We start from the raw sequence: 24149 nt of genomic DNA on the forward strand, positions 1-24149 counted from the left end.
GGGTCGGGGGAAAGAAGGGCGGTGCCAGATAGCAGGTGGTGGCTGGCCCTGGCAGCCCGCTTGGGCTTGCTCACTCGCCCACGGGCGGGAGAGTGAGCAAGCTTGCCGATCAACTGTCTGACTTGTGCTTCGGCATGCCCTTGGTCTTGGTCGAAGCCATCTTGTCGAGTTCCTTCTCGCTCATCGATTTATACATCGAGCGGGAAGGTCCCTTGAGCGATCCGGCCTTCTTTTCGCCGCGCTTTGCGGAGAGCGCCGCTCCCGCGGCCTGCTGTTGCGCCTTGGATTTGGCTGGCATCTGGGTCTCCTTGCAAATGGGGGAAGGAACCGGGCGATGCGGTGGCACACGCCCGCGCTTCGTTATAGGGCGCCGGCGCGGCAGCGACAAGGGTAGCCTCGCGCTGGCGCCGCTGCGTGCGCCAGCCGGCGTGCGTTGCCCGCAGGCTGGCCGGGAACGCTAGATCCGGCCAAGCACCACGAGCAGCACCACGATCAGGACGATCAGGCCCAGGCCGCCGCTAGGCCAGTAGCCCCAGCCGGAACTGTAGGGCCAGGCCGGCAACGCGCCGATCAGCAGCAGGATAAGGATGATCAGGAGAATGGTGCCGATTCCCATGGCGTGCTCCTTGTTGTGGATCTGGCAAGCCGGGCTTCCGGACCGGGTGGCCTCGGAGAGCCAACTGCTTACAGTTCAGCCTAGATCAGGGGGCGCCGGCGTCCCCCCGGACTAGGGCTGAAATCGCTGTAGGAATCGGACGACGTTGGGGTGCCGGGCGCGCAACATGCAGGGCTGTCGTGGCGGTCGCTGCGCCGCGTTCAGCACGCTGCGTTCAGCCCGTGTTCGACGGCATAGACGGCCACCTGCACGCGGCTGGCCAGGTTCAGCTTCTTCAGGATGTTCTGCACGTGGATCTTCACCGTGCTTTCCGCCACGCCCAGGTCGCGCGCGATCTCCTTGTTGCTTTCGCCGCGCGCCAGGCCCTGCACGATCTCGCGCTCGCGCGCGGTCAGCCGCGGCGCTTCGTCCTGGCGCGCCGCGGCCACCGGTGCGGGAGCGCGGAACTGGGCCACCAGCTTGGCGGTCATGCTGTCGGAGATGACCGGCTCGCCGGCCGCGGCACGGCGGATGCCGGCGATCAGCGCCTCGGTCTCGATATTCTTGATCAGGTAGCCGCGCGCACCGCCGCGCAGCGCGGCAGCCAGTTCCTCGGCTTCCTCGGACACGGTCAGCACGATCACGGCGGTCCGCGGCAGGTCTTCCACCAGCAGCTGCAGGGCCTCCAGGCCGGACAGGCCGGGCATGTTCAGGTCCAGCAGGATCACGTCGGGACGGTGCTGCTTGGCGCGCTTGATGCCTTCCACGCCGTCGGCGGCTTCGTCGACGATCTCGAAGTCGGCCTGCCGCTGCAGCAGCGCACGGATGCCGGAGCGGAACAGGGTGTGGTCGTCGATCAGCAGGATGCGGATGGTCATGGCTGGGTCTCGGTGGTCGTGGGGGCGGGGCGGGTGTCGGCGAACTCGCGGGCGCCGGAAGAGCGGCCGGCGGGCAGCACCAGTTCGATGCGCACGCCGTGGCCGGGGCGGGCCTGCACGTGCAGCTGCGCCCCCAGCCGCGCCGCGCGCTCGCGCATGATGTTCAGGCCGATATGCGCTTCGGCGCGCGTGGCGATTTCCTCCGGATCGAAGCCCTCGCCGTCGTCCTGCACCACCAGCCGGAAATCGCGGCCGTGGCTGAGCGCCACCGCCACGTGCGCCGCCATGGCGTGCTTGCGCACATTGGAGAGCGCCTCCTGCAGGATGAACAGCACCTGCAGCTGCTGCTCCGGCGCCAGCGGCCAGGCGCCGCCGCTCTCGTCAATGGCGAGCGTGGCCTCGGTGCGGCACTGGCGCCGAAAGCGGCCCACGGTCTCTTCCACCGCCGGTCGCAGCTCGCCGGTGCCGAGCCGCGAGCGGAAGTTGTTCAGCAGTTCGCGCACGTCCTGGTAGCTCTCTTCCACGCCGTGGCGCAGCATCGGCACGATCTCACGGGTCTCGGCCAGGTCGTCGCGTTCGACCGCGGCGTCCAGCAGCTGCACCTGCAGGTTCAGGTAGTTCAGGCCCTGGGCAATGCTGTCGTGCAGGCCCTGCGCCACCAGGTTGCGCTCTTCCACCACCGCCAGCTGGCGCGCGGTCGCGGACAGGCGCAGGTGTTCCAGCGCGGTGCCAAGGTGCTGGCCCAGTGTTTCCAGCATCTGGCGGTCTGACGGGGGCAGCGCGCGCGGCGTGCGGAAGTGCAGCGCGAACACGCCGGTGGCGCCGCGCTGGCTTTCGATGCGGAAGGCCGCCAGCGACTGGAAGCCGTTGCGGCTGCAGGGCGTGGCATCCCCGGCGGCGCCCTGGCGTTGCGCCGCGCGCAGGTCGACGATGGCGACCACGGCCTCGCGCGTGGCGTCGCCGCAATGGCAGGCGTTGGCCGCCGCGCAGGATTCGGATTCTGCCAGCGCGGCCGGCAGGCCGGCGGCTGCCAGCAGGTGCATCCTGCCATGGCGGCTGTCCAGCACGCGCACGCTGCCGCCATCGGCATCGAACTGGCGCATCACGCGTTCCAGGAAGCCGCGCGCCATGGCCTCGGCATCGGCGGCCTGGTTCAGGAAGGCGGCCATGTCGTAGAGCGTCTCCAGGTCGCGGTTCTGGCGTTCCAGCTCGGCGGTCTTCTGTGCCACGCGCGTCTCCAGGTCGTGGTACAGCCCCTGCAGTTCGCCGGCCATGCGGTTGAAGCCTTCGCTGAGGGTGCCGAACTCGTCGCGGCTTTCCACCGGCAGGCGCAGCGAGAACTCGCGCGCGGCCATGCGCCGCAGGCCGTCCTGCAGCCGCAGCACCGGCAGGATGATCCACAGGTAGAGCAGGTAGATCACGGCCACGGTGCCGACGCAGGCCATTGCCGCCAGCGCGATCTGCGACAAGCGCAGCCAGTCGGTCTTGCGCGCGCTGTCATGCTCGATCATGCCAACCAGGCGATCGGCCTGCGCGACGAAGCCGGGCAGTGCGGCGATATAGCTTGCCGGCGCTGCGTGCTCGCCCGTTCCGGCTACCGCCAGAGGGCGCAGACGTTGTTGCCAGCCCTGCGTGACACGGGTCATCTGGGCATGGATGGCGGGTTCGTCCGGCAGGAACAGCGGGCGCGCCGCGTCGCCTTTCCTGAGCAGGGCCAGCGTGGCGTCCAGCGCCTGCACCTGCTCGGCCAGTGCATTGTCCTGGCGCGCCTGCGCCAGCGTCAGTTCGATCGCCACGCGGTTGGCGCGCATGCGCAGGCTGCCGGCGTCATTGATGGCGGCACCCGCGCCCTCCAGCTTCCATGACAGCCACAGCGTGCCGGCAATCATGCCCAGCACCACCAGCAGCACGGCCAGCGAGAGCGAGATGATGCGGGTGGAGAGGCGGTCGCGCAGCGCCGGCAGGCCGGCAGCGCGGAAGTCCGCCGCGGCGCTGGCGGCTGGAGGATCGGTTCGGAACATGGCGGTATCGGGGGCTACCAGTCGGGGGAAGCCGGGTGGTGGCCCGGCGGCCGGCGCGTGCATGGCTGCGCGCTGGCATCGAGGGCAATTTTCCCTGCGCAGCACGCGGGGCTTCCTGCGCCAGATCAAGAAAACCCGGCTTCGGCGTCTGGCATGTGCGGCCGGCGGCGCATCGGCTTGTCATTTGCGGGGAATACCGCCCACACACCAGGCCTGTCACGTCGTGACATATCGCTCCACCGCATGGCGCGGGGATACATCGTCGGACTTATCTGCGGTCAAATCCCCACGACCTGCCCTGGCCTAGCATCGGGTCCCAACATTGATGGGGAGAAGCAAGGCGTGAAGGCAGCCAGTTTCGACTATGAACGCGCCCCGCGCCTGGCCGTGGTGTTCGGCTGCCTGATGCCGGCGCCGTGGCTTGGTGCTGCGGCGGGAGTCTTGCTTGCCGCCGGTCCGCCCGGCGGCTTGCCGGACCGCTTTGCGCCACTGGCGCTGGTGGCTGTGCATGTGCTGGCGCTGGGCATGCTGCTGCCGGTCATGGTGGGCGCGCTGTTCCAGATGATGCCGGTGGTGGCCGGCGTGGCCGTGCCGGGTGCGGGGCTGCTTGCGCCGTTCATGGCCGCGGCCGGCGCGGGCGTGGCCACTGCCCTGGGCATTGGCCTGCTCGGCGGCGAGCCTGTGGCGATGCAGGCGGCTGCGGCCGTGGCCGTGATCCTGTTGCTGGCCGGGGCCATCCTGCTGGCTGCGGGCCGGCGCGTGGCCGCAGTGGATGCCACCACGCGCACCCTTGCCGGCATCGGCGCGCCGCTGATGGTCGCGGTGCTGTGCGGCATGGTGCTGGCCGGCGCCTTCGGCGGCTGGTGGCGCGTGCCGGTGGCGCGCTGGCTCGGCCTGCATATGGCGTGGGCGCTGGGCGGCTGGCTGGCGGCGCTGGTGACCGGCGTGGCCACCACCGTGCTGCCGATGTTCTGGCAGGTGCCACGCCTGCCGGCGGCGATCGGGCGCTGGCTGCCCATGGCGCACTGGTTGCCGCTGGCGCTGTTCAGCGCCGCGGCAATGCTGTGGCCGGATCACCGTGCGCTGGCGTATGGCGTGCTGCTCGTGTGGCTGGCGTTCGTGGCGGTGGTGGGCGCATGCGGGCTGGCCGGCACGCTGCGCGCGCGGCGGCGCCATGATCCGCTGTGGCTGCTCTGGCCGGTGGCATGCGCCAGCATGGCAGGCGCGGCGCTGCTGGGGGCGGCGGCCGTGGTGCTGCCCGCCACCGGGCTGCCGCTGGCATGGTGGGCCGGCACCATGGCGCTGGTCGGCGTGGGCGTGCTGCCGGTCACGGCCATGCTCGGCAAGATCGTGCCGTTCCTGGCCTGGCTGCACCTGCGCCGGCTGCTGCCGCCGCGCGCGCGGGTGCCGGCCATGCAGGCCATCATCGTGCCGGGCCGGCAACGGCGGCAGGCATGGCTGCTGCTGGCTGCCTACGTCCTGCTGCTGGCGGTGCCGCTGGCGCCGGCGCCGCTGGCCCGCGCTGGCGGCGTGCTGCTGGCGGGCGCCAATGCGTGGCTGGGGTGGCAACTGCTGGGAGCGTTGCGATGCATGCGGGAGATGAAGAAGCGCGGCGGATTACCGCCGCGCTCAGATTGCTGACAAAGTCTTTCCTGCTGCGGGTGTGCGGCGCCCGTTGCACTTGCCGGCCTTGCGAGTTGGCTCGCTCAGATTGCTGAAGCTGTTGCCGTCAGGCTGGCGCCAGCCCGGCGGGCTTTTCCCCCGTCAACAGATAGTGCATCAGTTCCGCCACCGGCCGGATCGCCTCGCCGAAGGGCAGCGCACCCCGGCCGCGGAAGAACAGGCCGCGCTCCACGTCGCCGCGCACGGCCTGCGCCAGCTTCAGGTCGATGCAGAACTGGCCGATGCGGGCAATGCCGTCGCGCAGCCCGCACGCCTGCAGGCAGTCGAAGCCCTCCAGGCATTCACGCGGCCTGGCGCGGCGCTGCAGCCGCGACTCGCTCGACAGGTAGCGCGACAGCCACGGCGTCAGCACGGCGCGCGCGGGCAGCCCGGCCACGCTGGTGAACTCGCGCAGGGTCTCGGGCCGCGCCGTGGCCAGCACCTGCTTGAAGGCCGGGTGGGCATCGCATTCCTCGGTCACGGCGAAGGCCGTGCCCAGCTGCACCGCGGCGGCGCCCTCGCCCAGCCAGTGGCGCACCTTGGCATGGCTGTCGATGCCGCCGGCCAGGATCAGCGGAATGCTGTCCCAGGCCAGCCCGAGCTGCGCAAACAGCTCGCGGCATTCGGCCAGCACGCGCGAAAACGAAAAGCGCGGCTCTGACAGGTCCTGGATGCTGGCCGCGCCCAGATGGCCGCCGGCATGGGCCGGATGCTCGACCACGATGGCATCGGGCAGGCGGCCCTTCTTCATCCAGCGGCGCAGCACCAGGCCGATGCCGCGCGCCTCGGACAGGATCGGGATCAGCGCCACCCTGGGGTGGCTGGCGGTCAGTTCGGGCAGGTCCAGCGGCAGGCCAGCGCCCATGACGATGGCATCGGCGCCGCTTTCACAGGATTGCCGCACCAGCGCGGCGTGCGAGCCCACCGCCTTCATCACGTTGACGGCGATCAGCCCGCGGCCCTCGGACGCCGTGCGCGCGGCACGGATCTCGCGATCCAGCGCTTCGAGGTTGGCGGCTTCGATGGCGGGCTTGTCACGGCTGCCGCGGGTGCGTTCCATCAGGTCGGGGTGGTGGTGGCGCAGGTCGATGCTGGCGATGGTGCCGACGCCGTTCTCGCGCGCGACGGCGCCGGCCAGCCGGTGGGCCGAGATGCCGATGCCCATGCCGCCCTGCACGATGGGCAGCAGGCGGCGGCCGGCCAGCTTGAGCCAGGGTTGATTCATAAAATCTCCGGAAGAGGATGGGCGCGGGGCCGGCGTGCGGCCAGCCGCGTGGATGACCAGGCAAGCGTGGCACAGTGGCACGTGCCGGCGTTTGCCGCAGGTCAAGCGCGCGGTGGTGGCCTGCCATCGGCCTACGCCGACCGGCATAGGCCGGCGCGGGCGGTGTGCGGTTGGCGTGGGTTTGCGCGCGGTCAAGCCCCTGCTGCAAGCGCTTGGCTAGCATCGGCGGCTGTCTTCATCTTCGCGCCGCCGCCGGCGCCATCACCGATGACCCCTGCCTCCCCAGCTCCATCCACCGCGGCGAACGTGCCGCGCCGGCCCCAGCTCGTTGCGCCCGCCGGTTCGCTGGCGGCCCTGCGCATGGCGCTGCAGCACGGCGCCGACGCGGTCTACCTGGGCCTGCGCGATGCCACCAACGCGCGCAACTTCGGCGGCCTGAACTTTACCGAGGCCGACATCCGCACCGGCGTGGCCGAAGCCCACGCGCGCGGCGCCGAGGTGCTGTTCGCGATCAACACCTTTGCCCAGATGGGCGCGGTGGCCCAATGGCAGCGCGCGGTCGATGCGGCGGCAAACCTTGGCGCCGACGCGGTCATCATGGCCGACGCCGGCCTGATGGACTATGCGTGCGAGCGCCATCCGGGCTTGCGCCTGCACCTGTCGGTGCAGGGTTCGGCCACGCACGCCGACGCCATCGAGCTGATGCGCGAGCGCTTCCATATCCGCCGCGTGGTGCTGCCGCGCGTGCTGTCGCTGGCGCAGATCGGCAAGCTGGCGCGCCAGACCAGCGTGGAGCTGGAGGTGTTCGGCTTCGGCAGCCTGTGCGTGATGGCCGAGGGGCGCTGCCTGCTGTCGTCCTACGCCACCGGCGACTCGCCCAACAACAAGGGCGTCTGCTCGCCCGCGCACGCGGTGCGCTGGACCGAGCAGGACGGCACCATGCAGGCGCGGCTGTCGGGCATCCTGATCGACAGCTATGCGCCGGGCGAGCCGGCCGGCTATCCCACGCTGTGCAAGGGCCGCTTCGAGGTGGAGGGCGAGCGCGGCTACGTGCTGGAAGAGCCCACCAGCCTTAATGCGCTGTCGCTGCTGCCGGCGCTGATCGACATGGGCATCGCTGCCATCAAGATCGAAGGCCGGCAGCGCAGCCCGCGCTATGTGGGCGATGTGGTCGGTGTGCTGCGCGCGGCCATCGACGCGGCCTGCGCCGATCCGGCACGCTTCGTGCCGCGGCAAGAGTGGCAGAGCACGCTGGGGCGCCATGCCGAAGGCGACCAGGTCACGCAAGGCGCCTATGACCGGCCGTGGCGGTGACACCCATGACATCGATCTGCCTTGAACCGGCCATGACGGAGCTTCCCATGCCAGAGATTGCCGCGGCCGCGATGCCGCAAACCGTAGCGATGCCCGACTTCGGCATCGCCCTGGGCCCACTGCTGTACTACTGGCCGCGCGAGGCCGTGATGCAGTTCTATGCGTCGGTCGCCGATGCGCCGGTCGACCGCGTCTATCTCGGCGAGACCGTCTGCACGCGCCGCCATGAAGTCCGCCATGCGCAATGGCTGGAGATTGCGCAAATGCTGCGCGATGCCGGCAAGGAGGTGGTGCTGTCCACGCCGGTGCTGGTGGAGTCCGACACTGACATCGCCTGGATGCGCCGCGCCTGCGCCCAGGACGACTACCTGGTCGAGGCCAACGACCTTGGCGCGGTGCGCTGCATGCAAGGGCGGCCCTTTGTCGGCGGCCCCCACCTCAATGCCTACCACGCCGATACGCTGGCGTGGCTGGCCGGGCTGGGCGCGGCCGGCTGCGTCGCGCCGGTGGAGATGGAGGGCGCCACACTGGCCGCGCTGGCAGCGGCGCGCCCCACCGGCATGCGCCTGGAAGCCTTTGTCTGGGGCCGGCTGCCGCTGGCGTTCTCGGCGCGCTGCTTTACCGCGCGCCACCATCGCCTGCGCAAGGACAGTTGCGAGTTCCGCTGCATGGACTATCCCGACGGCCTGGTGGCAGCCACCGGCGAGGGGCAGGCGTTCTTCACGCTCAACGGCGTGCAGACGCAGAGCGCCACCTGCCTGGACCTGTGCGCAGAGGCGTTGGCGATGGCGCGGATGGGGGTGGGGATGCTGCGCGTGAGCCCGCATTCGTCCGGCACGCTGCAGGTGGTGCAACAGCTCGCGGCGATTCGTGCTGGTGAACAGGCACCCGCTGCCAGCGGCATCACGCCGACCGGCGCCCAGCCCTGCAACGGCTACTGGCACGGCAGCGCGGGCATCGCCTGGGAGGCCCGGGCATGAGCGCGCTGCACAAGCTGATCGCGGGCGTGCACCGGCGCATGCCCGCCCGTGCCAGGGCGCTGCCGCTGGTGGCGGCGCTGGAGCTGGCGCGCCGAGCGGGATGGCTGGAGCCACCGGCCGCACTGGACGGACACGCCTTCCTGCTGACGGTGCAGGACCTTGGGCTGGCCGTGCCGTTCCGCTGCGAAGGCGGGCGCTTTCGTGCCGCGGCAGCGGACGCCGAGCCTGAGCTGACGCTGCGCGCCTGCGCGGTCGACTACCTGCGCCTGCTGGGCGGCGAGGCCGATACCGACACGCTGTTCTTCCAGCGCCGGCTGGTGATCAGCGGCGATACCGCGCTGGGCCTGGAGGTCAAGTACTGGCTCGACGCCGCGCCGCGGCCTGCATGGGTCAGCCAGGCGGCGGCGCGGCTGGTGGCCTTGCATGGCGCCACCGTGGGGCGGGCAGGTGCGGCGTCGTAGCCGTGCCGCTCAGGCGTCGCCGTCCAGCATGAAGCGGTTGCGTCCCGCGCGCTTGGCCCGGTACATAGCGCTGTCGGCGCGGTGCAGCAGCGGCTCCAGCCGCGGCGCTTCCGGCACGGTCCAGACCGCGCCCACGCTGATGGTGACCACCGGCTGCAACGGCCACCATGCGGCGCGCCACGTCACGGGTCTCTTCACGCGTGGCGCCGGGCAGCACCGCCGCGAATTCCTCGCCGCCCAGCCGGGCGCAGAACTGCTCGCCGGAGAGCGTGCGGGCCAGGGCGCCGGCAATCTGCCGCAGGCAGTCGTCGCCGGCCACGTGGCCATGCAGGTCGTTGTATTGCTTGAACTGGTCCACATCCAGGATCAGCAGGCCCAGCGCCTGGCTGCGCTCGCACGCCCGGGTCACGGCCGCGATCGACTCGCGCTGGAAGTAGCGCCGGTTGCGGATGCCGGTCAGGGCGTCGATGTCCAGGTCGGCCTGCACCTGCCACAACTGCTCTTCGGTCTGGCCGAGCCGCGCGGTCAGGGCCCGCTCGCGCGACTGGAAGCGGCTGATGTCGCGCAGGAACAGCAAGGTGCCGATCTGCCTGCCGTCGAGGCGGCGCACTGGTTCCACGGTCAGCTCGAACGGTGAGCCCGGTGGCAGGAACGGTGCGCCAGCCGTGTTCGCCGGGGTGGCATGGGCAGGTTGCAGCGCCGGGTACCAGGCTGCCGGCAGGCGCAGGCCGTGGCGCAAGGCCGGGCACTGCTGCGCCGCGGCCGGGTTGAACGCCACGACCAGCTCCTTCCTGTCGACGATGACGCAGCCTTCACCCAGGGCATTGAACACGCGCAGCCGTGCATAGTGGACGATGTCGTCCAGGTGCGTGCGCAGCGCGCAGAACCACAGCAATGCGACCATCAGCGAAAAAGTCGCCGGCGTCAGGTCGCCGCCGAACGGGCCGGTCCAGCGCAAGATGTAGGCAATATGCGCCGCCATCGGCAACAGCAGGCCCGCGGCCAGGGTGGCGCGCCCCCGGCGCGACAGCGCGTCGTTGGGCACCTCGGCGGTGACCAGGAAATACAGGCTCAGCGCCAGCAGCAGGTAGGTCCAGGCGGCCGCGACGGCATAGCCCGCGCCATGTTCGAAGACCGCGCCCGGCGCGACGCCGGGCGGCATCAGCGTGATGCGCCGCCAGATCAGGTGGTGGCGCTCGTTGGTGAATACCAGCACCACGGTGACCACGGCCACCAGCACGGGCAGCCACAGCCTTGACCAGGGCACTACATGGCGCGGGCGGCTCAGGTGCACCATCGCCACCAGCCAGCCGATCGGCACCGCAACGATCCCCACGTACTGGATCTTGGCCCACAGGATACGTCCAGCCAGGTCGCTCGAACTGATCTCGAGCAGCCGGCCGCTGCTCCAGATTGCCGCGCCGCCGGCCAGCACCAAGAAGGCCCGGACCGTCGGGTCGTCGCGCCGCGGCCAGGTGGCAATGGCCATGCCGACACTGGCGACCGAGGCGATGGTAAGCAGGAGAACCAGGGGGTAGGAGGGCATGGAAAAGAGGGCGCGTCCCGAGACCCAGGCCTTGGCTCCGGCGCCCGGCAAGGCGCACGCGCCCGTTGCGGCGATCCGCGGTCTCGTCAGCCAGCATGATACCGGGCTGCGCGGCTCGCTTGGCCGTGGGGTGCGCCGATGCAACAGGTGGCAGGTAGTGGGGGGCGAGGCGCCCCCCCACTACCTGGCGTCGGGCGAACAGATCGGGATGATCGCCGCGACGGCGCAAGGCGGGGGCGGCCGGGTCATGCCGGCCGCGGGGTTTCGCGGACCAGCCAGAAGGGGACGTCGGTGACGTCCTTTTGCATGTCTTGCCAGTCAGGCATCAGGCCCCGCGTCAGCAGGTGGCCCCAGCCATCGATCCACTTCTGCTGGGCCCGGGCGTACAGCTCCAGCATGGCCGATGCATAGTGCAGCGGGCCGCCGATCAGCGGCAGCTCGCAGGCAATCTCGCGCGCATAGAAGGCCTCTGGCTCCGGCGCGAGGATCGCGCCCATGGCATCGAACTGCAACTCCTCATACATGGTGCGGGCGAACTCCAGGTTGAGTTCGGCCATGCGGCGCCAGTTGTCCGCCAGGTCGGCCTGCATGGCCTCGACCTGCTGCGCGCCGGAGAAGAAGGTGGGAAACGGCCGGAAGCCGAGCGGCCAGAAGGTTTGCATTGCGGTCATCATCACGGGAATCTCCGGTGGTGGGCGTGCGCGCAGCGGGGCGGCAGTTGCTGCACACGGCGATGCCGACATGCGGGCGGCACACCCGGACTAGCTTATGCGGTAATGGCGCGCATCGCCATGTCGGCATCCTGGCACCCGAGTGTGTCAGTCACTTGCACCCCAGCCGCCTGGCCAGCTTGTGCAGGTTGCTGGCATCGATACCCAGCTGGCGCGCTGCCTGCGCCCAATTGCCACCCTGGTCCTTCAATGCCTGTTCGATGCAGGCGCGCTGGGTTTGCTCGACCGCGTCGCGCAGGGTGATGCCTGCAGCAAGCGCCGGGGCGGCGAACGCGCTGGCCATGCCGGCGCCGGCATGGTGTGCCGCGGGCACTTCCAGTCCGTCGAGGTCGAGCAGTTCAGGCTCCAGCGTCACGATGTCATTGCGGCCCGCGCCACGGCTGACGGCACGCAGCGCCGCGCGGCTGATCACGTGTTCCAGCTCGCGCACGTTGCCGGGCCAGCGGTAGCTGCGCAGCGCATCCTGCGCACCGCCTGACAGCCGCAGGCTGCGCAGCCCCAGGCGCGCGCGGTTCAGCTCCAGGAAGCGCCCGGCCAGCAGCAGCACGTCGTTGCCGCGCTCGCGCAGCGGCGGGATCGGGATCGGGTAGACCGACAGGCGGTGGTACAGGTCGGCGCGGAACGAGCCGTCGCGCACATGCTCGCGCAGGTTGCGGTTGGTCGCGGCAATCACGCGCACGTTGACGCGGCGCGGGCGGTCCGAGCCCAGCCGCTGGATCTCGCCGTTCTGTAGGGTGCGCAGCAGCTTGGCCTGGATCGCCAGCGGCAGTTCGCCGACTTCATCGAGGAAGAGGGTGCCGCCGTCGGCGGCCTCGAAGCGTCCCGGGCGCTCGCCGGTCGCGCCCGAGAACGCGCCGCGCGCGTGGCCGAACAGCTCGCTTTCAGCCAGCGACTCCGGCAGCGCCGCGCAGTTGACATGCACCAGCGGCTGCGCGCGCCGGCGCGACTGGCGGTGCAGCCGGTGCGCGAACAGCTCCTTGCCCACGCCGGTCTCGCCCAGCAGCAGTACCGGCAGGTCGGTATCGGCCACCACCTCCAGCTCATGCAGCAGGTTGGCGATGGCCTCGCTCTGGCCGATGATCTCGCCGCCGATGTCGCCATGCTGGGCCGTGCCTTCGTCGGCCTCGGGCGTGCCGCGTGCCAGCTGCAGCGCGCGGATCTCGCCTTCCAGCCGGGTGGTGCGGATGGCCGCTTCCACGATCACCGTCAGCCGCTGCAGCTCGGCCTGGGCCGCGGCATCGAAGGTGCCGATCGCCAGCGCATCCAGCGTCAGCGCGCCCCAGGGCTGGCCGTCCACGGCCAGGCTGGTGCCCATGCAGTCGTGCACCGGCAGCGGCTCGCCAACGTGCTCGTCGATCAGGCCGTCGTATGGGTCGGGCAGCATGCTGTCGTGATGGAAGCAGGTCACCCCGCGCCGCGCCAGGATCGCGGCCAGGCGCGGGTGCAGGCCGACCGCAAAGCGCCGGCCCAGCGCATCGCGCACCAGGCCATCGACCGCAACGGGGCGCAGGTGGTCTACTTCCAGCCGCAGCAGCGCCACCGCGCCACAGCGGAAATGCGTGCGCAGCATGCTGACCAGCCGCTGCAGGCGCACCGCATGCGGCAGGTCGGTGACAAGGTCGGCCAGCAACTCGGGATACATCGCGCTCGGTAGCATGGTTAAAAATACCGTAAGGGTGATAAGTACCGCGAGAAGTATAGGGTATTAATTACCGTCAGTGTTTCAACCCATTGATCTGGATAGGTTTTTTTCAGGCACGCTCCTCGCGTAAGTCGTGCAGGCATAACTTACACATGGAGCAACCATCATGACCTTGCAGGACCACTCGCTTGGCCAACTGGCCCGCCTGATCCCTGGTGCCACCCGGATCTTCCACGGCTACGGGCTGGACTTCTGCTGCGGAGGCAAGCAGACCCTGCGCGACGCCGCGCAGCAAAAGGGTCTCGATGCGGCTGCCGTCGGCACCATCGACGCCCAACTGCGCGCGCTGCAGGACGAAGGGTCGTCGGCACAGGACTGGAACACGGCGGCGCCGGCCGAGCTGATCGAACATATCCTCACGCGCTTCCATGCGCGCCACCGCGAGCAGTTGCCCGAGCTGATCCGCCTGGCGCGGCGCGTCGAGCAGGTGCACGGTGACCGGCCCGATTGCCCGCTTGGCCTGGCCGACCACCTGAGCGAGATGCTGGGCGAGCTGGAAACGCATATGCAGAAGGAAGAGCAGGTGCTGTTCCCGATGTTGTCGCGCGGCCTGCATGCCGCCGCGGGCCGGCCGATCACGGTGATGCGCGCCGAGCATGACGACCACGGCGTGGCGTTGCAGCGGCTGGCGGCGCTGACCAACGACATCACGTTGCCGCGCGCGGCCTGCAATACCTGGCGCGCGCTCTACCTGGGCCTGCGCACGCTGCGCGAAGACCTGATGGAACACATCCACCTGGAAAACAACGTGCTGTTCGAGGTCGCCACCGCCGCCGCGCAAGCCACTGGCTGCGGTTGCTCGACGCACGCCTGAGCCCTCCCGCCACCATAACCAACGACTTCGCATCATGGGTTCCTACCGCAGACTCTGGTTCCTGCTGATCGCCGTGCTGGCGGTCACGTTCTCCCTGCTCGGCTACTACGGCGTCGAGGTGTACCGGCAGGCCCCGCCAATGCCGGCCAAGGTCGTCACGACCGAGGGCCGCACGCTCTTCACCGGTGAAGAGATCCTGGACGGCCAGACCGCCTGGCAATCCGTGGGCGGCATGCAGCTGGGCTCCATCTGGGGCCACGGCGCCTACCAGGCGCCGGACTGGACCGCCGACTGGCTGCACCGCGAACTGAGCGCGTGGCTGGAGCTGGCCGCGCAGGACGCCAACGGCCGGCCCTATGCGCAACTCGACGCGCCGGCGCAGGCCGCGCTGCGCGAGCAGCTGCGCACCGAGTACCGCGGCAATGCCACCGATCCGGCCACCAACGTGCTGACCGTGTCGAAGCGCCGCGCGCAGGCCATTGCCGACACCGCCGCCTACTACGACCAGCTCTTCTCCGACGCGCCGGCGCTGCACACCACGCGCGAGCACTACGCGATGAAGGAGAACACGCTGCCCAGCGCCGAGCGCCGCGAACAACTCACGCACTTCTTCTTCTGGACCGCGTGGGCCGCATCGACCGCGCGCCCGGGGCACGAAGCCACCTACACCAACAATTGGCCGCACGAGCCGCTGATCGGCAACCAGCCCACCAGCGAGAACGTGGTGTGGTCGGTAATCAGCGTGGTGGTGCTGCTGGCCGGGGTCGGCTTCCTGGTATGGGCATGGGCCTTCCTGCGCGGCAAGGAAGACGCGCCGCCGCAGGCGCCGGCACGCGATCCGCTGCTGGCCGTGGCGCTGACGCCGTCGCAGCGCGCGCTCGGCAAGTACCTGTTCCTGGTGGTGGCGTTATTCGTGTTCCAGGTGTTCCTGGGCGGCTTTACCGCGCACTACACCGTCGAAGGCCAGAAGTTCTACGGCATCGACGTCTCGCAGTGGTTCCCCTACGCACTGGTGCGCACCTGGCATATCCAGAGCGCGCTGTTCTGGATCGCCACCGGCTTCCTGGCCGCGGGCCTGTTCCTCGCGCCGCTGATCAACGGCGGCAAGGACCCGAAGTACCAGCGCCTGGGCGTCGACGTCCTGTTCTGGGCACTGGTGGTCGTGGTGGTGGGATCGTTCACCGGCAACTACCTGGCGATCGCGCAGAAGCTGCCTGCCCACCTGAACTTCTGGCTGGGCCACCAGGGCTATGAGTATGTCGACCTGGGCCGGCTGTGGCAGATCGGCAAGTTCGCCGGCATCCTGATCTGGCTGGTGCTGATGATGCGCGGCATCCTGCCGGCGCTGCGCGCGCGCGGCACCGACCGCAACCTGCTGGCGCTGCTGACCTCGTCGGTGGTGGCAATCGGCCTGTTCTACGGCGCGGGCCTGGCCTACGGCGAACGCACCAGCCTGACGGTGATGGAGTACTGGCGCTGGTGGGTGGTGCACCTGTGGGTGGAAGGGTTCTTCGAAGTTTTTGCCACCACCGCGCTGGCCTTCATCTTCTCCACGCTGGGCCTGGTGTCGCGCCCGATGGCAACGGCCGCCAGCCTGGCCTCGGCCTCGCTGTTCATGCTGGGCGGGATTCCCGGCACCTTCCACCACCTGTACTTTGCCGGCACCACCACGCCCGTGATGGCAGTGGGCGCCGCCTTCAGCGCGCTGGAAGTGGTGCCGCTGATCGTGCTGGGCCATGAGGCCTGGGAGAACTGGAGCCTGAAGCGGCGCGCGCCGTGGATGGCAGACCTGAAGTGGCCGCTGATGTGCTTTGTCGCGGTGGCGTTCTGGAACATGCTGGGCGCCGGGGTGTTCGGCTTCATGATCAACCCGCCGATCGCGCTGTACTACATCCAGGGACAGAACACCACGCCAGTGCATGCCCATGCCGCGCTGTTCGGGGTGTACGGGTTCCTGGCGCTGGGCTTCACGCTGCTGGTGCTGCGCTACGTGCGCCCGGCCTACCGGCTCAGTTCAACGCTGATGAAGACCGCCTTCTGGGGGCTGAACCTCGGCCTGGTGCTGATGATCGGCACCAGTCTGCTGCCGATCGGCATCATCCAGTTCCTGGCCAGCGTCGAGCATGGCACCTGGTATGCGCGCAGCGAGGCCTTCATGCAGCAGCCCATCCTGCAGACCCTGCGCTGGGTGCGCACCTTCGGCGACGTGGTGTTTATCGTCGGCGCGGTGTCGTTTGCCTGGCAGGTGGTGCTGGGGCTGGCGAATCGTACGCCGCTGGCGGCAGATGCGGCGACGGCAGGGATGAAGCCGGCGGCACGTTGAAAGATAGGGAGCGAGAGGCAGTGTTTGCCCGCCCGGGGTTCCGGGCGGGCTTTTTTATCCTGCCGATGCGTGGCGGCTCAACTGTTGCCAGCCTGCTGCGCCTCGGCCACGACTTCCCGGATGGCCTGCTCGAAAGCCTCCACCGGCTGCCCGCCGGTGACCAGGTAGCGGTTGTTGAAGATGATCGATGGCACCGACTGGATGCCCATGCGCTGGTACTCCTGGATTTCCGCGCGCACCGCATCGGCATAGTCATCGCTGTCCAGCACCTTGCGCGCCGCCGCGGCATCCAGGCCAACGGCCTGCGCGGCTTCGACCAGCACCTCGTGATTGCTCGGGTCCTTGCCATCGGCATGGTAAGCGCGCAGCAGCGCCAGCTTCAGCGGCAGCTGCTTGCCTTCCAGGCCCGCCCAATGCAGCAGCCGGTGGGCGTCGAAGGTGTTGTAGACATGGGTGCGCTCGCCAAACGGAAAGCCCACGCCGGCGCCGCGCTCGCGGATCATGGCCTGGGTCTCTGCGATCTGCGCCGGGGTGCGCCCGTACTTCCTGCCGAGATAGTCGACGATCGCCTCGCCCTCCGGGCGCATCCCCGGGTTGAGTTCAAACGGATGCACGACGATCTCGGCATCCACCGCATCGCCAAGGCGCTGCAACGCCAGTTGCAGCGAAGACAGGCCGATGGCGCACCAGGGGCAGGCAATGTCGGAGACGAAGTCGATCTTGATGGGTTGGGGCATGGCTACTCCTGGCATGGGCAGGGGTATGGCCCCGGCCCGGATCTGGAAATTGCCGACAGGGTAGCCTGACTGGCGAATCCTTGCAGGCGGGCGCCGCGGCCGTGGCCGTGGCGCCCGCCCCATACGAACCCGTCAGTCCCAGCGGCGCCCGTGGCCGTAGCCGTCATTGTGACCATGACGGTGTGCCCATTCGCGCTCGCGCCAGTCGCGGCGGTGGTCTCGATAGCCTTCGCGGTAGCCTTCCCGGTAGTAGCCCCGGTGGTAGTCGCTGCGATAGCCGCGGTCATAGTCATAGCGTACCGGGACCGGTGCCACCACGACGGGGCGCGGTGCCACCACTACCGGGCCGGGCGCATAGGCAACCGGAGCCGGCGCATACACCGGCGCAGGGGCATAGACCGGGGCTGGACGATAGACTGGCGCCGGCTGGGCCACCACCACGCCCGGCACGCCGATGCCGATATCGATATTCACACCGGCGTACGCCCCGGCGCTGGCCACCAGCATTGCACCACCTGCTACCGCCATTGCGATGATTCGTTTCATGGTTGCCTCCCAAGGGGCGTTGGACATGGGCTCACTGTAGGGGGCGGGCCTGTAATATGGGACGCGCGAAGTGTTGCAAGTGTGACGTGGTGTAACCCCGCTGCAGGGCCGGGACGTCCTGGCTACGCCTGTATCATGCAACCCCGTTGCCGAAGCCCTTTCCTTCCCTAGCTGCTCCATGCGCCGTACCGCCTTTGTCCTGCTGGCCCTGGCCGCCTTCACCGCCATCCCCACTGCAGCCACTGCCGCCGATATCCAGGCCGGCAAGGCACTCTTCGCCACGCGCTGCGCCTCGTGCCATCACGTCGGCCGCAACGCGCGCGCAGGCTTTGGCCCGCAGCTGAACGGCATCTTCGGCCGCGCCGCGGGCGGCACCAGCGATTTCCAGTATTCGGAGGCGATGCGCGCTTCAAAGGTGGTGTGGTCGCATGACACGCTGCGTGCCTTCATCCATTCGCCCGGCAAGGTCGTGCCTGGCACCAAGATGCGCTTCTGGGGGCTCAGTGACGACAAGCAGATCAGCGATCTGCTGGCTTACCTGCAGACATTGCAGTAGGCGGGAAATGCGGCCCCGGCCCTTCCCCGGCCAGCGCGTCATGCGGGTTCCGCAACGGGCACGCCTTCAACGACAGACACCCGCACCCGATACACCCATCCAGCTGGTCACGCAATTGCGTGAGCGTCCGGATCCGTTCATCCAGGTCATCGCGCCAGCTCGCCGACAGCCGGCGCCAGTCGGCCGCGGTGGGCGCACGCCCGTCCGGCAGCTTCTGCATGGCATCGGCGATCACCGCCAGTGGCAACCCCATGCGCTGCGCCACGCGGATCACGGCCAGGCGCCGCAGCACGGCACGCGCATAGCGGCGCTGGTTGCCGCCGCTGCGGGTGCTGGCGATCAGGCCACGCGATTCATAGAAATGCAGGGCGGATACGGCAATGCCCGTGCGCGCGGCGACTTCGCCGACGGAGAGCAGTTCTTCGGAAGGCGCGGCACGGCGCCGGCGCGGTGAGGGGGGCTTGTTCGCGGAGGCCATCGGCAGTGGAAGACACCAGTGGAACGGAGGAATGCCCATGCTAACACCAAGGCTGCGCTTGACCTCAATCTAGGTTGAGGTTTGATACTTGCGACTCCATTGTTCGCCACGCCTCAAATACAGAGCTGATGACCATGTTCCCGTTCTCGCCCTCATCCTTGCGTTCTCCTTCTATGCCCGCGCTGCCTTCAAGGCCCACCATGCCGGTTGCCCGCCCCAATCCCTCGCTGAGCCTCATCAATCCCGAGGGCCTGTACGACCCGCGGCCCAACGGCTATTCGCATGTGGCCATGGTGGAAGGCCCGGCCCGCATCGTCTATATCGCGGGGCAGGGCGGTGAGGACGCGGCCGGCTGCCTGCCGCTCGATTTCCCGCGCCAGGTGGCACGCGCCATGCAGAACCTGCGCATCGCGCTGCAAGCGGCAGGCGCCGACGTGGGCGATGTGGCCAAGCTCACGGTGCTGGTGGTCGACCACTCGCACGACCGCCTGCGCACCTTCGGTGCGGCGCTGCGCGAGATGTGGGGCGACAAGCCAACGCCGGCCTGCACGCTGATCCCGGTGCCGCGGCTGGCGCTGGACAACATGCTGTTCGAGATCGAAGCGACGGCGGTGCTGCCGGGCTGAACGCAACTCAACGACTGCGTGATCGCCGAAGTGGCGCGCGTGGTCGGGCGCGAGCGGATGAAGGGCAGGATTGCCTGCTGCCGCAAAGCAGGGCCTGGGCTGCACCGCTGCGGCGCTTTGCCGCAGCAGCTGTCCCATCTTCAGCGCGGTGCGGCGCTGAAAGTCTTGTTGACGATCTTCCAGACGCCGTCGATCTCCAGCAGCGTCATGTAGTCGGTGAAGGTCACGCCCGGGTATTCCAGCACCACCTTGGCCACACCGGCATTGCCCACCACATCGAACTGCGTGATAAAACGCTTGCGCTGCGCCTCGTCCGCCGCGGGATGGCCGGGGCAGCGCGCCGAGGCGAATTCCTCGACCGTCAGCGAATGCAGCTTGCCATCACGGAACGAGACGATGCGCGCGTCGGCGGCAAACGCCTTGTACATGAACTCGGCCTTGCCGGTGATATGGCCCTGCAGGTAATCCTCGATCGGTGCGAGCGCGGCCACGTGGCGGGAAGTCAGGCCCGTTTCTGAATACGTCATGGTCTCCTCCAAAACTGGGGCGGCACCGGGTACCACCCCATGCCGCAGCGTTGAAAGGGCTGATTGTATTCCAGTTTTGTATGCAAAAGTGTGAGCCGATACCGCTCAGACCGATGTGGCGATGAGTTCACGCAGCCAGCGGTGTGCCGGATCGCGATGCACGCGCTCTGGCCACAACATCGACATCTCATAGCCCGGCACTTCGACCGGCGCGTCCACCACCTTCAGTCCCGGCACGCCGCGCACCAGCCGCTCGGGCAGCATCGCCACCAGATCGGTGCTGGCAACGGCCGACGTGACAAACAGGAAGTGGGGCACTGACAGCACCACACGCCGCTGCATGCCGGCCAGTACCAGCGCCTCGTCGGTGACGCCGTAGAAGCCGCCACCGTCCGGCGACACAATCACATGGTCGAGCGCGCAGAACTGCGCCAGCGTGGGCCGCCGCTTCAGCCGCGGATGGCCGGCGCGGCCCACCAGCACATAGCGCTCGGTAAACAGCGCACGCCGGTGCAGGCCCGGCGGCGAGCCATCGGTGGTATGGAAGGCCAGGTCCAGTTCGGCACGCTCGGCCTGCCGGGCGATGCGCGGCGGCACCATCTCGACCACGGCCAGGCGCGCGCCGGGCGCCGCCATGCGCAGCGCCTGCAGCGCCGGCAGCACGATGGTCGATTCGCCGTAGTCGGTCGCAGCCACGCGCCAGGTGTGGGTCGAGGCAGCGGGATCGAACGGACTATCGGACGAAACCGCATGCTCCAGTGCGCCCAGCGCCTCGCGCAAAGGTTCGCGCAGTGATTCGGCCTTGGCGGTGGGACGCATGCCGCGCGGGCCCGGCAACAGCAACGGGTCGCCGAAGTAATCGCGCAGCCTGGACAGGTGCACGCTGACGGAAGGCTGCGACAGGTGCAGCCGCTGGGCCGCGCGGGTCACGTTGTGCTCGGACAGCAGCACATCCAGCGTCACCAGCAGGTTCAGGTCGAGCCGCCTGAGATTAGTCATGGCAATACCTGGGATATTGGATATTCATTTCTAATATAGCGGACGACGGCCTATGCTGGTTTCACTCAATCATTGGAAGCTGCTGTCATGAATGTATTGCTTGTCTATGCCCACCCGGAACCGAGGTCGCTCAACGGGGCGATCCGCGACTTTGCCGTGCAGCGCTTGCGCGATGCCGGGCACCAGGTCCAGGTCTCGGACCTGTATGCGATGCAATGGAAGGCCCAGCTCGACGGCGCCGATACCAAGGCGCAGCCGGGCGATGCGCCCTTCCACCCGTCACTGGATTCCAAGTACGCGTTCGAGAACGGGCTGCAGAGCGATGACATTGCGCATGAGCAGGAAAAGCTGCGCTGGGCCGACACGGTTATCCTGCAGTTCCCGCTGTGGTGGTTCTCGATGCCGGCCATCCTGAAAGGCTGGGTCGAGCGCGTCTACGCCTATGGTTTTGCCTACGGCGTCGGCGAGCACTCTGACGAACGCTGGGGCGACCGCTATGGCGAGGGCAGCCTCGCCGGCAAGCGTGCCATGCTGGTCGTTACCACCGGCGGCTGGGAATCGCACTACAGCCCGCGCGGGATCAATGGCCCGATCGACGACATCTTGTTCCCGATCCACCACGGCATCCTGTACTACCCCGGGTTTGACGTGCTGCCGCCGTACCTGGTGTATCGGACCAGCAAGGTTGATGAGGCGCGCTTTGCTCGGATTCGCGAGGAGTTGGGCGAGCGGCTGGATGCGCTGGGGACGACCGCTCCGATTCCGTTCCGGCGGCAGAACGCGGGGGACTACCGGATTCCGCAGCTGACGCTTCGCGAGGAGGTTGCGCCGGGAACGGTGGGGTTCGCGGCGCATGTGGAATAGGGACGGCAACCGACGGCCGCCCTGGTGGACTTACTCCGCCCGAATATCCGCCCGCGCCGCCACCGCCCGCATCTCGGGCAATTCCTTCTCCACCCGCGCCTTCACCGCCGCGCCATTGCCATAAGCCGGCGTCAGCGCCAGTTCGACCATGCGTGCCTTGGTAGCCGGCGCGTTGGCGACGTCTGCCAGGGCCTTCTCCAGTTTCTGCTGTACTGGCGCGGGCAGGCCCGCGGGTGCCAGCAGCGCGAACCACGTGCCCATCTGGAAGCCGGGATACCCGCTCTCCGCGACAGTCGGCACTTGCGGCAACGCCGGCAGTCGCTGCGGCGACAGCACCGCCACCGGCCGGATCTTGCCGCCCTTGATCAGCGGCAGGGTGGCCACGACGGTATCGACGGCGACCTGCACCTGGCCGCCGGCCAGCGCGGTCAGGCTGGGGGCGCTGCCGTTGAAGGGCACGTGGACCATGCGGATGCCGGTGGCGGACTTGAGCATCTCCGCGCCGAAATGCACCGAGGAGCCGGCGCCGAACGAGCCGTAGGAGAACTTGTCGGGGTGGGCCTTGGCCTGCGTCACCAGATCCTTGAGCGTGGTGATCTGCGTGTCCGGGTTGGCTACCAGCACCAGGCTCATGTCGGCGACCAGGCCCAGCGGGGTGAAGCTCTTGATGGGGTCGTAGCCCAGGTGTTGGCGGATGGCCGGGTTCAGCGTCAGCGTGGTGCTGGCCGCCAGCAGCAGCGTGTAGCCGTCGGGCGCGGCCTTGGATACCTGGGTGGCGCCGATCACGGTGCTGGCGCCGGGCTTGTTCTCGACCACTACCGACTGGCCGAGCTTTTCGCCGAGGCCGACTGCCAGCAGGCGGCCCAGCACGTCAGTGGCGCCGCCCGCGGCGAAGGGCACCACCAGCCGGATCGGTCGGTCCGGCCAGGATTGGGCCTGCGCGGCGGCGGGCGTTGCGGACAGCACCGCGGTCAGGGCGGCGGCGCAGGCGAGAAACGGCTTCGGGGGCATTGCGGTCATCGTTGGCACTCCTGCCGGCAGTTGTAGGAATAGAAGGCAATCGGAAGCAATACGAAGCGGGGCCGGGACCAGCCGAAGGCTCAATCGAGCCAGGGGCTGCGCACGCGCGAGAAGCCGCCGGCCTGGTCATAGGCATGGCCGAGCTGCAGCACGGCGGCGTCGGCCTGCGCGGGGCCGATGATCTGGATGCCGGCCGGCAGGCCCTGGCGGCCGAAGCCGGCGGGTGCGGCCAGGGCGGGCAGCCCGGCCATGGTGGCCGGCACCACGACCTGCATCCAGCGGTGGTAGGTGTCCATGTCGCGGCCGTCGATGGTGTGCGGCCAGTCCCAGTCGGCATCGAACGGAAACACCTGCGCGGCCGGCAGCACCAGGTAGTCGAAGCGCTCGAACAGCGAGCGCAGTGCCTGGTACCACGCGCTGCGCTCGCACAGGGCTTCGTACACGCGCGTGCCCGGCAGGGCCAGGCCGCGCTCGATCTCCCATGCGGCCTCGGGCTTGAGCAGCGCGCGCCTGGCCGGGTCGTGGTACAGCGCCGCGTTGGCGCCAGCCACCGAGAAGCTGCGCAGGTCGATCCACGCGTGCCACAGCCGCTCCAGGTCGAACTCGGGCAGCGCGGTGTCCACGGTGCAGCCGAGCGTGCGCAGGTGCGTGAGCGCCTGCTCGCAAGTATCTAGCACGCCGGCTTCGGTCGGCAGGTGGCCGCCCAGGTTGCCCAGCCAGCCGATGCGCACGCCGGCCCAGTCGCGTTCGGGCGGCAGCGTGAAGGTGCCGGGCGCTTCGGCGCGGTGCGTCAGCGGCAGACGCGCGTCGAAGCCGGCCTGCACCGACAGCAGCAGGGCCAGGTCCGGCACGTTGCGCGCCATCGGGCCGGCCACGCTGAACTGCTGGAAGAAGACCTCGTCGCCCGGGCCGTGCGGCACGCAGCCGACCGAGGTGCGCAGGCCATACACGTGGTTGAACGCCGCGGGCGTGCGCAGCGACCCCATCATGTCAGAGCCATCCGCCACCGGCAGCATGTGCAGCGCCACGGCCACCGCGGCGCCGCCGCTGCTGCCGCCGGCGGAACGCGCCGGGTCGAAGGCGTTGCGGGTGGTGCCGTAGACCGGGTTGTAGGTATGGCCGCCCAGGCCGAACTCCGGCGAGTTGGTGCGCCCGACGAAGACCGCGCCGCCGGCGCGCATGCGCTCGAAGATCACGGCGTCGTACTCGCTGACCTGCCCGGCGAAGATCGGCGAGCCCTTGGTGGTGACCATGCCCGCGGCCGGGCTGATGTCCTTGGGCGCCTGCGGGAAGCCGTGCAGCGGGCCGCGGCTGGCGCCGCGTGCCAGTTCGGCGTCGAGCCCGGCGGCCTGCGCGCGCAGGGTGTCGCGCTCCACCGGAGCCACGATGGCATTGACGCGCGGGTTGTGGCGGTCGATCTGGCCAAGGAAGGCATCGAGCACTTCCACGCACGAGACCTCGCGCGCATGGATGGCGCGCGACAGGGCGACGGCATCGAGTTCGGTGATGGGATCGGGGGTCCGGGTGGGCGCCATGGCTCGGGG

General features: G+C 69.2%; 24 protein-coding genes. 9 read left to right on the forward strand and 15 right to left on the reverse strand.

Annotated features, from left to right (window positions below):
• Nucleotides 1-109: 109 nt before the first annotated feature.
• The 4 genes from AC3WQZ_RS31880 to AC3WQZ_RS31895 form a co-directional block, all read right to left on the reverse strand.
• Nucleotides 110-298 carry a DUF3008 family protein gene (locus AC3WQZ_RS31880; protein ID WP_010810654.1) on the reverse strand — a complete coding sequence of 63 codons (189 nt, stop codon included), beginning with the start codon at nucleotides 296-298 and terminating at the stop codon, nucleotides 110-112.
• A 159-nt stretch (nucleotides 299-457) separates the two neighbouring features.
• Nucleotides 458-616, reverse strand: coding sequence for a DUF3309 family protein (locus AC3WQZ_RS31885; protein WP_010810653.1), 159 nt, complete (start codon nucleotides 614-616; stop codon nucleotides 458-460).
• Nucleotides 617-816: 200 nt separating this feature from the next.
• Nucleotides 817-1473, reverse strand: a complete 657-nt coding sequence (locus AC3WQZ_RS31890) for a response regulator (protein WP_010810652.1) — start codon at nucleotides 1471-1473, stop codon at nucleotides 817-819.
• Nucleotides 1470-3494, reverse strand: coding sequence for a type IV pili methyl-accepting chemotaxis transducer N-terminal domain-containing protein (locus AC3WQZ_RS31895; RefSeq protein WP_058697357.1), 2025 nt, complete (start codon nucleotides 3492-3494; stop codon nucleotides 1470-1472). Before AC3WQZ_RS31895 ends, AC3WQZ_RS31890 begins: the two co-directional genes overlap by 4 nt.
• 342 nt (nucleotides 3495-3836) lie before the next feature.
• Here AC3WQZ_RS31895 and AC3WQZ_RS31900 point away from each other — a divergent pair, with 342 nt between their 5' ends.
• Nucleotides 3837-5135 carry a hypothetical protein gene (locus tag AC3WQZ_RS31900; protein WP_439669410.1) on the forward strand — a complete coding sequence of 433 codons (1299 nt, stop codon included), beginning with the start codon at nucleotides 3837-3839 and terminating at the stop codon, nucleotides 5133-5135.
• Nucleotides 5136-5223: 88 nt separating this feature from the next.
• Here the strand turns inward: AC3WQZ_RS31900 and AC3WQZ_RS31905 are convergent, their stop codons facing one another.
• Nucleotides 5224-6381 carry an NAD(P)H-dependent flavin oxidoreductase gene (locus tag AC3WQZ_RS31905; protein ID WP_010810649.1) on the reverse strand — a complete coding sequence of 386 codons (1158 nt, stop codon included), beginning with the start codon at nucleotides 6379-6381 and terminating at the stop codon, nucleotides 5224-5226.
• Nucleotides 6382-6648: 267 nt separating this feature from the next.
• Here AC3WQZ_RS31905 and ubiU point away from each other — a divergent pair, with 267 nt between their 5' ends.
• Genes ubiU through ubiT form a run of 3 tightly spaced genes read left to right on the forward strand, consistent with a single transcriptional unit; the run spans nucleotide 6649 to nucleotide 9136 of the window.
• Entirely contained in the window at nucleotides 6649-7695 is a 1047-nt protein-coding gene (ubiU, locus tag AC3WQZ_RS31910) for a ubiquinone anaerobic biosynthesis protein UbiU (protein WP_492301910.1), read from the forward strand.
• A gap of 47 nt (nucleotides 7696-7742) precedes the next feature.
• Entirely contained in the window at nucleotides 7743-8675 is a 933-nt protein-coding gene (locus tag AC3WQZ_RS31915; RefSeq protein WP_492301912.1) for a U32 family peptidase, read from the forward strand.
• Complete coding sequence (ubiT, locus tag AC3WQZ_RS31920) at nucleotides 8672-9136, forward strand: ubiquinone anaerobic biosynthesis accessory factor UbiT (RefSeq protein WP_010810646.1); 465 nt, start codon at nucleotides 8672-8674, stop codon at nucleotides 9134-9136. The genes AC3WQZ_RS31915 and ubiT overlap by 4 nt, the downstream gene beginning before the upstream one ends.
• Here the strand turns inward: ubiT and AC3WQZ_RS31925 are convergent.
• From AC3WQZ_RS31925 to norR, 3 genes are all read right to left on the reverse strand, one after another.
• Entirely contained in the window at nucleotides 9066-10682 is a 1617-nt protein-coding gene (locus tag AC3WQZ_RS31925; RefSeq protein ID WP_492301914.1) for a histidine kinase N-terminal 7TM domain-containing protein, read from the reverse strand. The genes ubiT and AC3WQZ_RS31925 overlap by 71 nt on opposite strands.
• A 245-nt stretch (nucleotides 10683-10927) precedes the next feature.
• Nucleotides 10928-11356, reverse strand: a complete 429-nt coding sequence (locus AC3WQZ_RS31930; protein ID WP_010810644.1) for a polyhydroxyalkanoate granule-associated phasin — start codon at nucleotides 11354-11356, stop codon at nucleotides 10928-10930.
• Between the two features lie 148 nt (nucleotides 11357-11504).
• Nucleotides 11505-13070 carry a nitric oxide reductase transcriptional regulator NorR gene (gene norR / locus AC3WQZ_RS31935; RefSeq protein ID WP_492293854.1) on the reverse strand — a complete coding sequence of 522 codons (1566 nt, stop codon included), beginning with the start codon at nucleotides 13068-13070 and terminating at the stop codon, nucleotides 11505-11507.
• 151 nt (nucleotides 13071-13221) lie between these two features.
• Here norR and ytfE point away from each other — a divergent pair, with 151 nt between their 5' ends.
• Complete coding sequence (gene ytfE / locus AC3WQZ_RS31940) at nucleotides 13222-13929, forward strand: iron-sulfur cluster repair protein YtfE (RefSeq protein WP_010810642.1); 708 nt, start codon at nucleotides 13222-13224, stop codon at nucleotides 13927-13929.
• Nucleotides 13930-13963: 34 nt separating this feature from the next.
• The gene (locus AC3WQZ_RS31945; RefSeq protein ID WP_439669407.1) at nucleotides 13964-16252 is read left to right on the forward strand and encodes a nitric-oxide reductase large subunit; all 2289 of its coding nucleotides are present in this window, start codon (nucleotides 13964-13966) and stop codon (nucleotides 16250-16252) included.
• Between the two features lie 77 nt (nucleotides 16253-16329).
• Here AC3WQZ_RS31945 and AC3WQZ_RS31950 read toward each other — a convergent pair whose 3' ends face one another.
• Both AC3WQZ_RS31950 and AC3WQZ_RS31955 read right to left on the reverse strand, forming a co-directional pair.
• Nucleotides 16330-16989 carry a DsbA family oxidoreductase gene (locus AC3WQZ_RS31950; RefSeq protein ID WP_011617788.1) on the reverse strand — a complete coding sequence of 220 codons (660 nt, stop codon included), beginning with the start codon at nucleotides 16987-16989 and terminating at the stop codon, nucleotides 16330-16332.
• Between the two features lie 132 nt (nucleotides 16990-17121).
• A complete protein-coding gene (locus AC3WQZ_RS31955; protein WP_037024710.1) occupies nucleotides 17122-17535 on the reverse strand; it encodes a hypothetical protein in 414 nt (137 codons plus the stop codon).
• Between the two features lie 178 nt (nucleotides 17536-17713).
• Between AC3WQZ_RS31955 and AC3WQZ_RS31960 the strand changes: the two genes are divergently transcribed.
• On the forward strand, nucleotides 17714-18091 hold the full coding sequence (locus AC3WQZ_RS31960; protein WP_010810822.1) for a c-type cytochrome: 378 nt from the start codon (nucleotides 17714-17716) through the stop codon (nucleotides 18089-18091).
• Here AC3WQZ_RS31960 and soxR read toward each other — a convergent pair.
• Nucleotides 18054-18569 (reverse strand): redox-sensitive transcriptional activator SoxR, encoded by a 516-nt coding sequence (gene soxR / locus AC3WQZ_RS31965; RefSeq protein WP_010810823.1) that lies wholly within the window; start codon nucleotides 18567-18569, stop codon nucleotides 18054-18056. The genes AC3WQZ_RS31960 and soxR overlap by 38 nt on opposite strands.
• 200 nt (nucleotides 18570-18769) lie before the next feature.
• On the opposite strand from soxR, the gene AC3WQZ_RS31970 reads away from it, so the two are divergent.
• Nucleotides 18770-19195, forward strand: coding sequence for a RidA family protein (locus AC3WQZ_RS31970; protein WP_018315435.1), 426 nt, complete (start codon nucleotides 18770-18772; stop codon nucleotides 19193-19195).
• Nucleotides 19196-19335: 140 nt separating this feature from the next.
• Here the strand turns inward: AC3WQZ_RS31970 and AC3WQZ_RS31975 are convergent, their stop codons facing one another.
• A complete protein-coding gene (locus tag AC3WQZ_RS31975) occupies nucleotides 19336-19722 on the reverse strand; it encodes a nuclear transport factor 2 family protein (RefSeq protein WP_010810825.1) in 387 nt (128 codons plus the stop codon).
• Nucleotides 19723-19827: 105 nt separating this feature from the next.
• Nucleotides 19828-20721, reverse strand: a complete 894-nt coding sequence (locus AC3WQZ_RS31980) for a LysR family transcriptional regulator (protein WP_492301916.1) — start codon at nucleotides 20719-20721, stop codon at nucleotides 19828-19830.
• A gap of 87 nt (nucleotides 20722-20808) precedes the next feature.
• Between AC3WQZ_RS31980 and AC3WQZ_RS31985 the strand changes: the two genes are divergently transcribed.
• Complete coding sequence (locus AC3WQZ_RS31985; protein ID WP_058697343.1) at nucleotides 20809-21585, forward strand: NAD(P)H-dependent oxidoreductase; 777 nt, start codon at nucleotides 20809-20811, stop codon at nucleotides 21583-21585.
• A gap of 30 nt (nucleotides 21586-21615) precedes the next feature.
• Here the strand turns inward: AC3WQZ_RS31985 and AC3WQZ_RS31990 are convergent, their stop codons facing one another.
• Both AC3WQZ_RS31990 and AC3WQZ_RS31995 read right to left on the reverse strand, forming a co-directional pair.
• Nucleotides 21616-22605: a Bug family tripartite tricarboxylate transporter substrate binding protein gene (locus AC3WQZ_RS31990; protein ID WP_058697342.1), complete on the reverse strand. Its 990-nt coding sequence runs from the start codon at nucleotides 22603-22605 to the stop codon at nucleotides 21616-21618.
• 80 nt (nucleotides 22606-22685) lie between these two features.
• Entirely contained in the window at nucleotides 22686-24140 is a 1455-nt protein-coding gene (locus tag AC3WQZ_RS31995) for an amidase (protein ID WP_058697341.1), read from the reverse strand.
• Between the last annotated feature and the right edge of the window lie 9 nt (nucleotides 24141-24149).

This window comes from Cupriavidus sp. FW305-26 (assembly GCF_058787975.1).

Coding starts and splice junctions, on each gene's coding strand:
- ubiT (WP_010810646.1), top strand. CDS start 8,672: ATGAGCGCGCTGCACAAGCTGATCGCGGGCGTGCACCGGCGCATGCCC.
- norR (WP_492293854.1), bottom strand. CDS start 13,070: ATGCTACCGAGCGCGATGTATCCCGAGTTGCTGGCCGACCTTGTCACC.
- AC3WQZ_RS31890 (WP_010810652.1), bottom strand. CDS start 1,473: ATGACCATCCGCATCCTGCTGATCGACGACCACACCCTGTTCCGCTCC.
- AC3WQZ_RS31990 (WP_058697342.1), bottom strand. CDS start 22,605: ATGACCGCAATGCCCCCGAAGCCGTTTCTCGCCTGCGCCGCCGCCCTG.
- ubiU (WP_492301910.1), top strand. CDS start 6,649: ATGACCCCTGCCTCCCCAGCTCCATCCACCGCGGCGAACGTGCCGCGC.
- AC3WQZ_RS31895 (WP_058697357.1), bottom strand. CDS start 3,494: ATGTTCCGAACCGATCCTCCAGCCGCCAGCGCCGCGGCGGACTTCCGC.
- AC3WQZ_RS31915 (WP_492301912.1), top strand. CDS start 7,743: ATGCCAGAGATTGCCGCGGCCGCGATGCCGCAAACCGTAGCGATGCCC.
- AC3WQZ_RS31970 (WP_018315435.1), top strand. CDS start 18,770: ATGCCGGTTGCCCGCCCCAATCCCTCGCTGAGCCTCATCAATCCCGAG.
- ytfE (WP_010810642.1), top strand. CDS start 13,222: ATGACCTTGCAGGACCACTCGCTTGGCCAACTGGCCCGCCTGATCCCT.
- AC3WQZ_RS31945 (WP_439669407.1), top strand. CDS start 13,964: ATGGGTTCCTACCGCAGACTCTGGTTCCTGCTGATCGCCGTGCTGGCG.
- AC3WQZ_RS31925 (WP_492301914.1), bottom strand. CDS start 10,682: ATGCCCTCCTACCCCCTGGTTCTCCTGCTTACCATCGCCTCGGTCGCC.
- soxR (WP_010810823.1), bottom strand. CDS start 18,569: ATGGCCTCCGCGAACAAGCCCCCCTCACCGCGCCGGCGCCGTGCCGCG.
- AC3WQZ_RS31980 (WP_492301916.1), bottom strand. CDS start 20,721: ATGACTAATCTCAGGCGGCTCGACCTGAACCTGCTGGTGACGCTGGAT.
- AC3WQZ_RS31955 (WP_037024710.1), bottom strand. CDS start 17,535: ATGAAACGAATCATCGCAATGGCGGTAGCAGGTGGTGCAATGCTGGTG.
- AC3WQZ_RS31885 (WP_010810653.1), bottom strand. CDS start 616: ATGGGAATCGGCACCATTCTCCTGATCATCCTTATCCTGCTGCTGATC.
- AC3WQZ_RS31960 (WP_010810822.1), top strand. CDS start 17,714: ATGCGCCGTACCGCCTTTGTCCTGCTGGCCCTGGCCGCCTTCACCGCC.
- AC3WQZ_RS31950 (WP_011617788.1), bottom strand. CDS start 16,989: ATGCCCCAACCCATCAAGATCGACTTCGTCTCCGACATTGCCTGCCCC.
- AC3WQZ_RS31975 (WP_010810825.1), bottom strand. CDS start 19,722: ATGACGTATTCAGAAACGGGCCTGACTTCCCGCCACGTGGCCGCGCTC.
- AC3WQZ_RS31905 (WP_010810649.1), bottom strand. CDS start 6,381: ATGAATCAACCCTGGCTCAAGCTGGCCGGCCGCCGCCTGCTGCCCATC.
- AC3WQZ_RS31995 (WP_058697341.1), bottom strand. CDS start 24,140: ATGGCGCCCACCCGGACCCCCGATCCCATCACCGAACTCGATGCCGTC.
- AC3WQZ_RS31930 (WP_010810644.1), bottom strand. CDS start 11,356: ATGATGACCGCAATGCAAACCTTCTGGCCGCTCGGCTTCCGGCCGTTT.
- AC3WQZ_RS31985 (WP_058697343.1), top strand. CDS start 20,809: ATGAATGTATTGCTTGTCTATGCCCACCCGGAACCGAGGTCGCTCAAC.
- AC3WQZ_RS31880 (WP_010810654.1), bottom strand. CDS start 298: ATGCCAGCCAAATCCAAGGCGCAACAGCAGGCCGCGGGAGCGGCGCTC.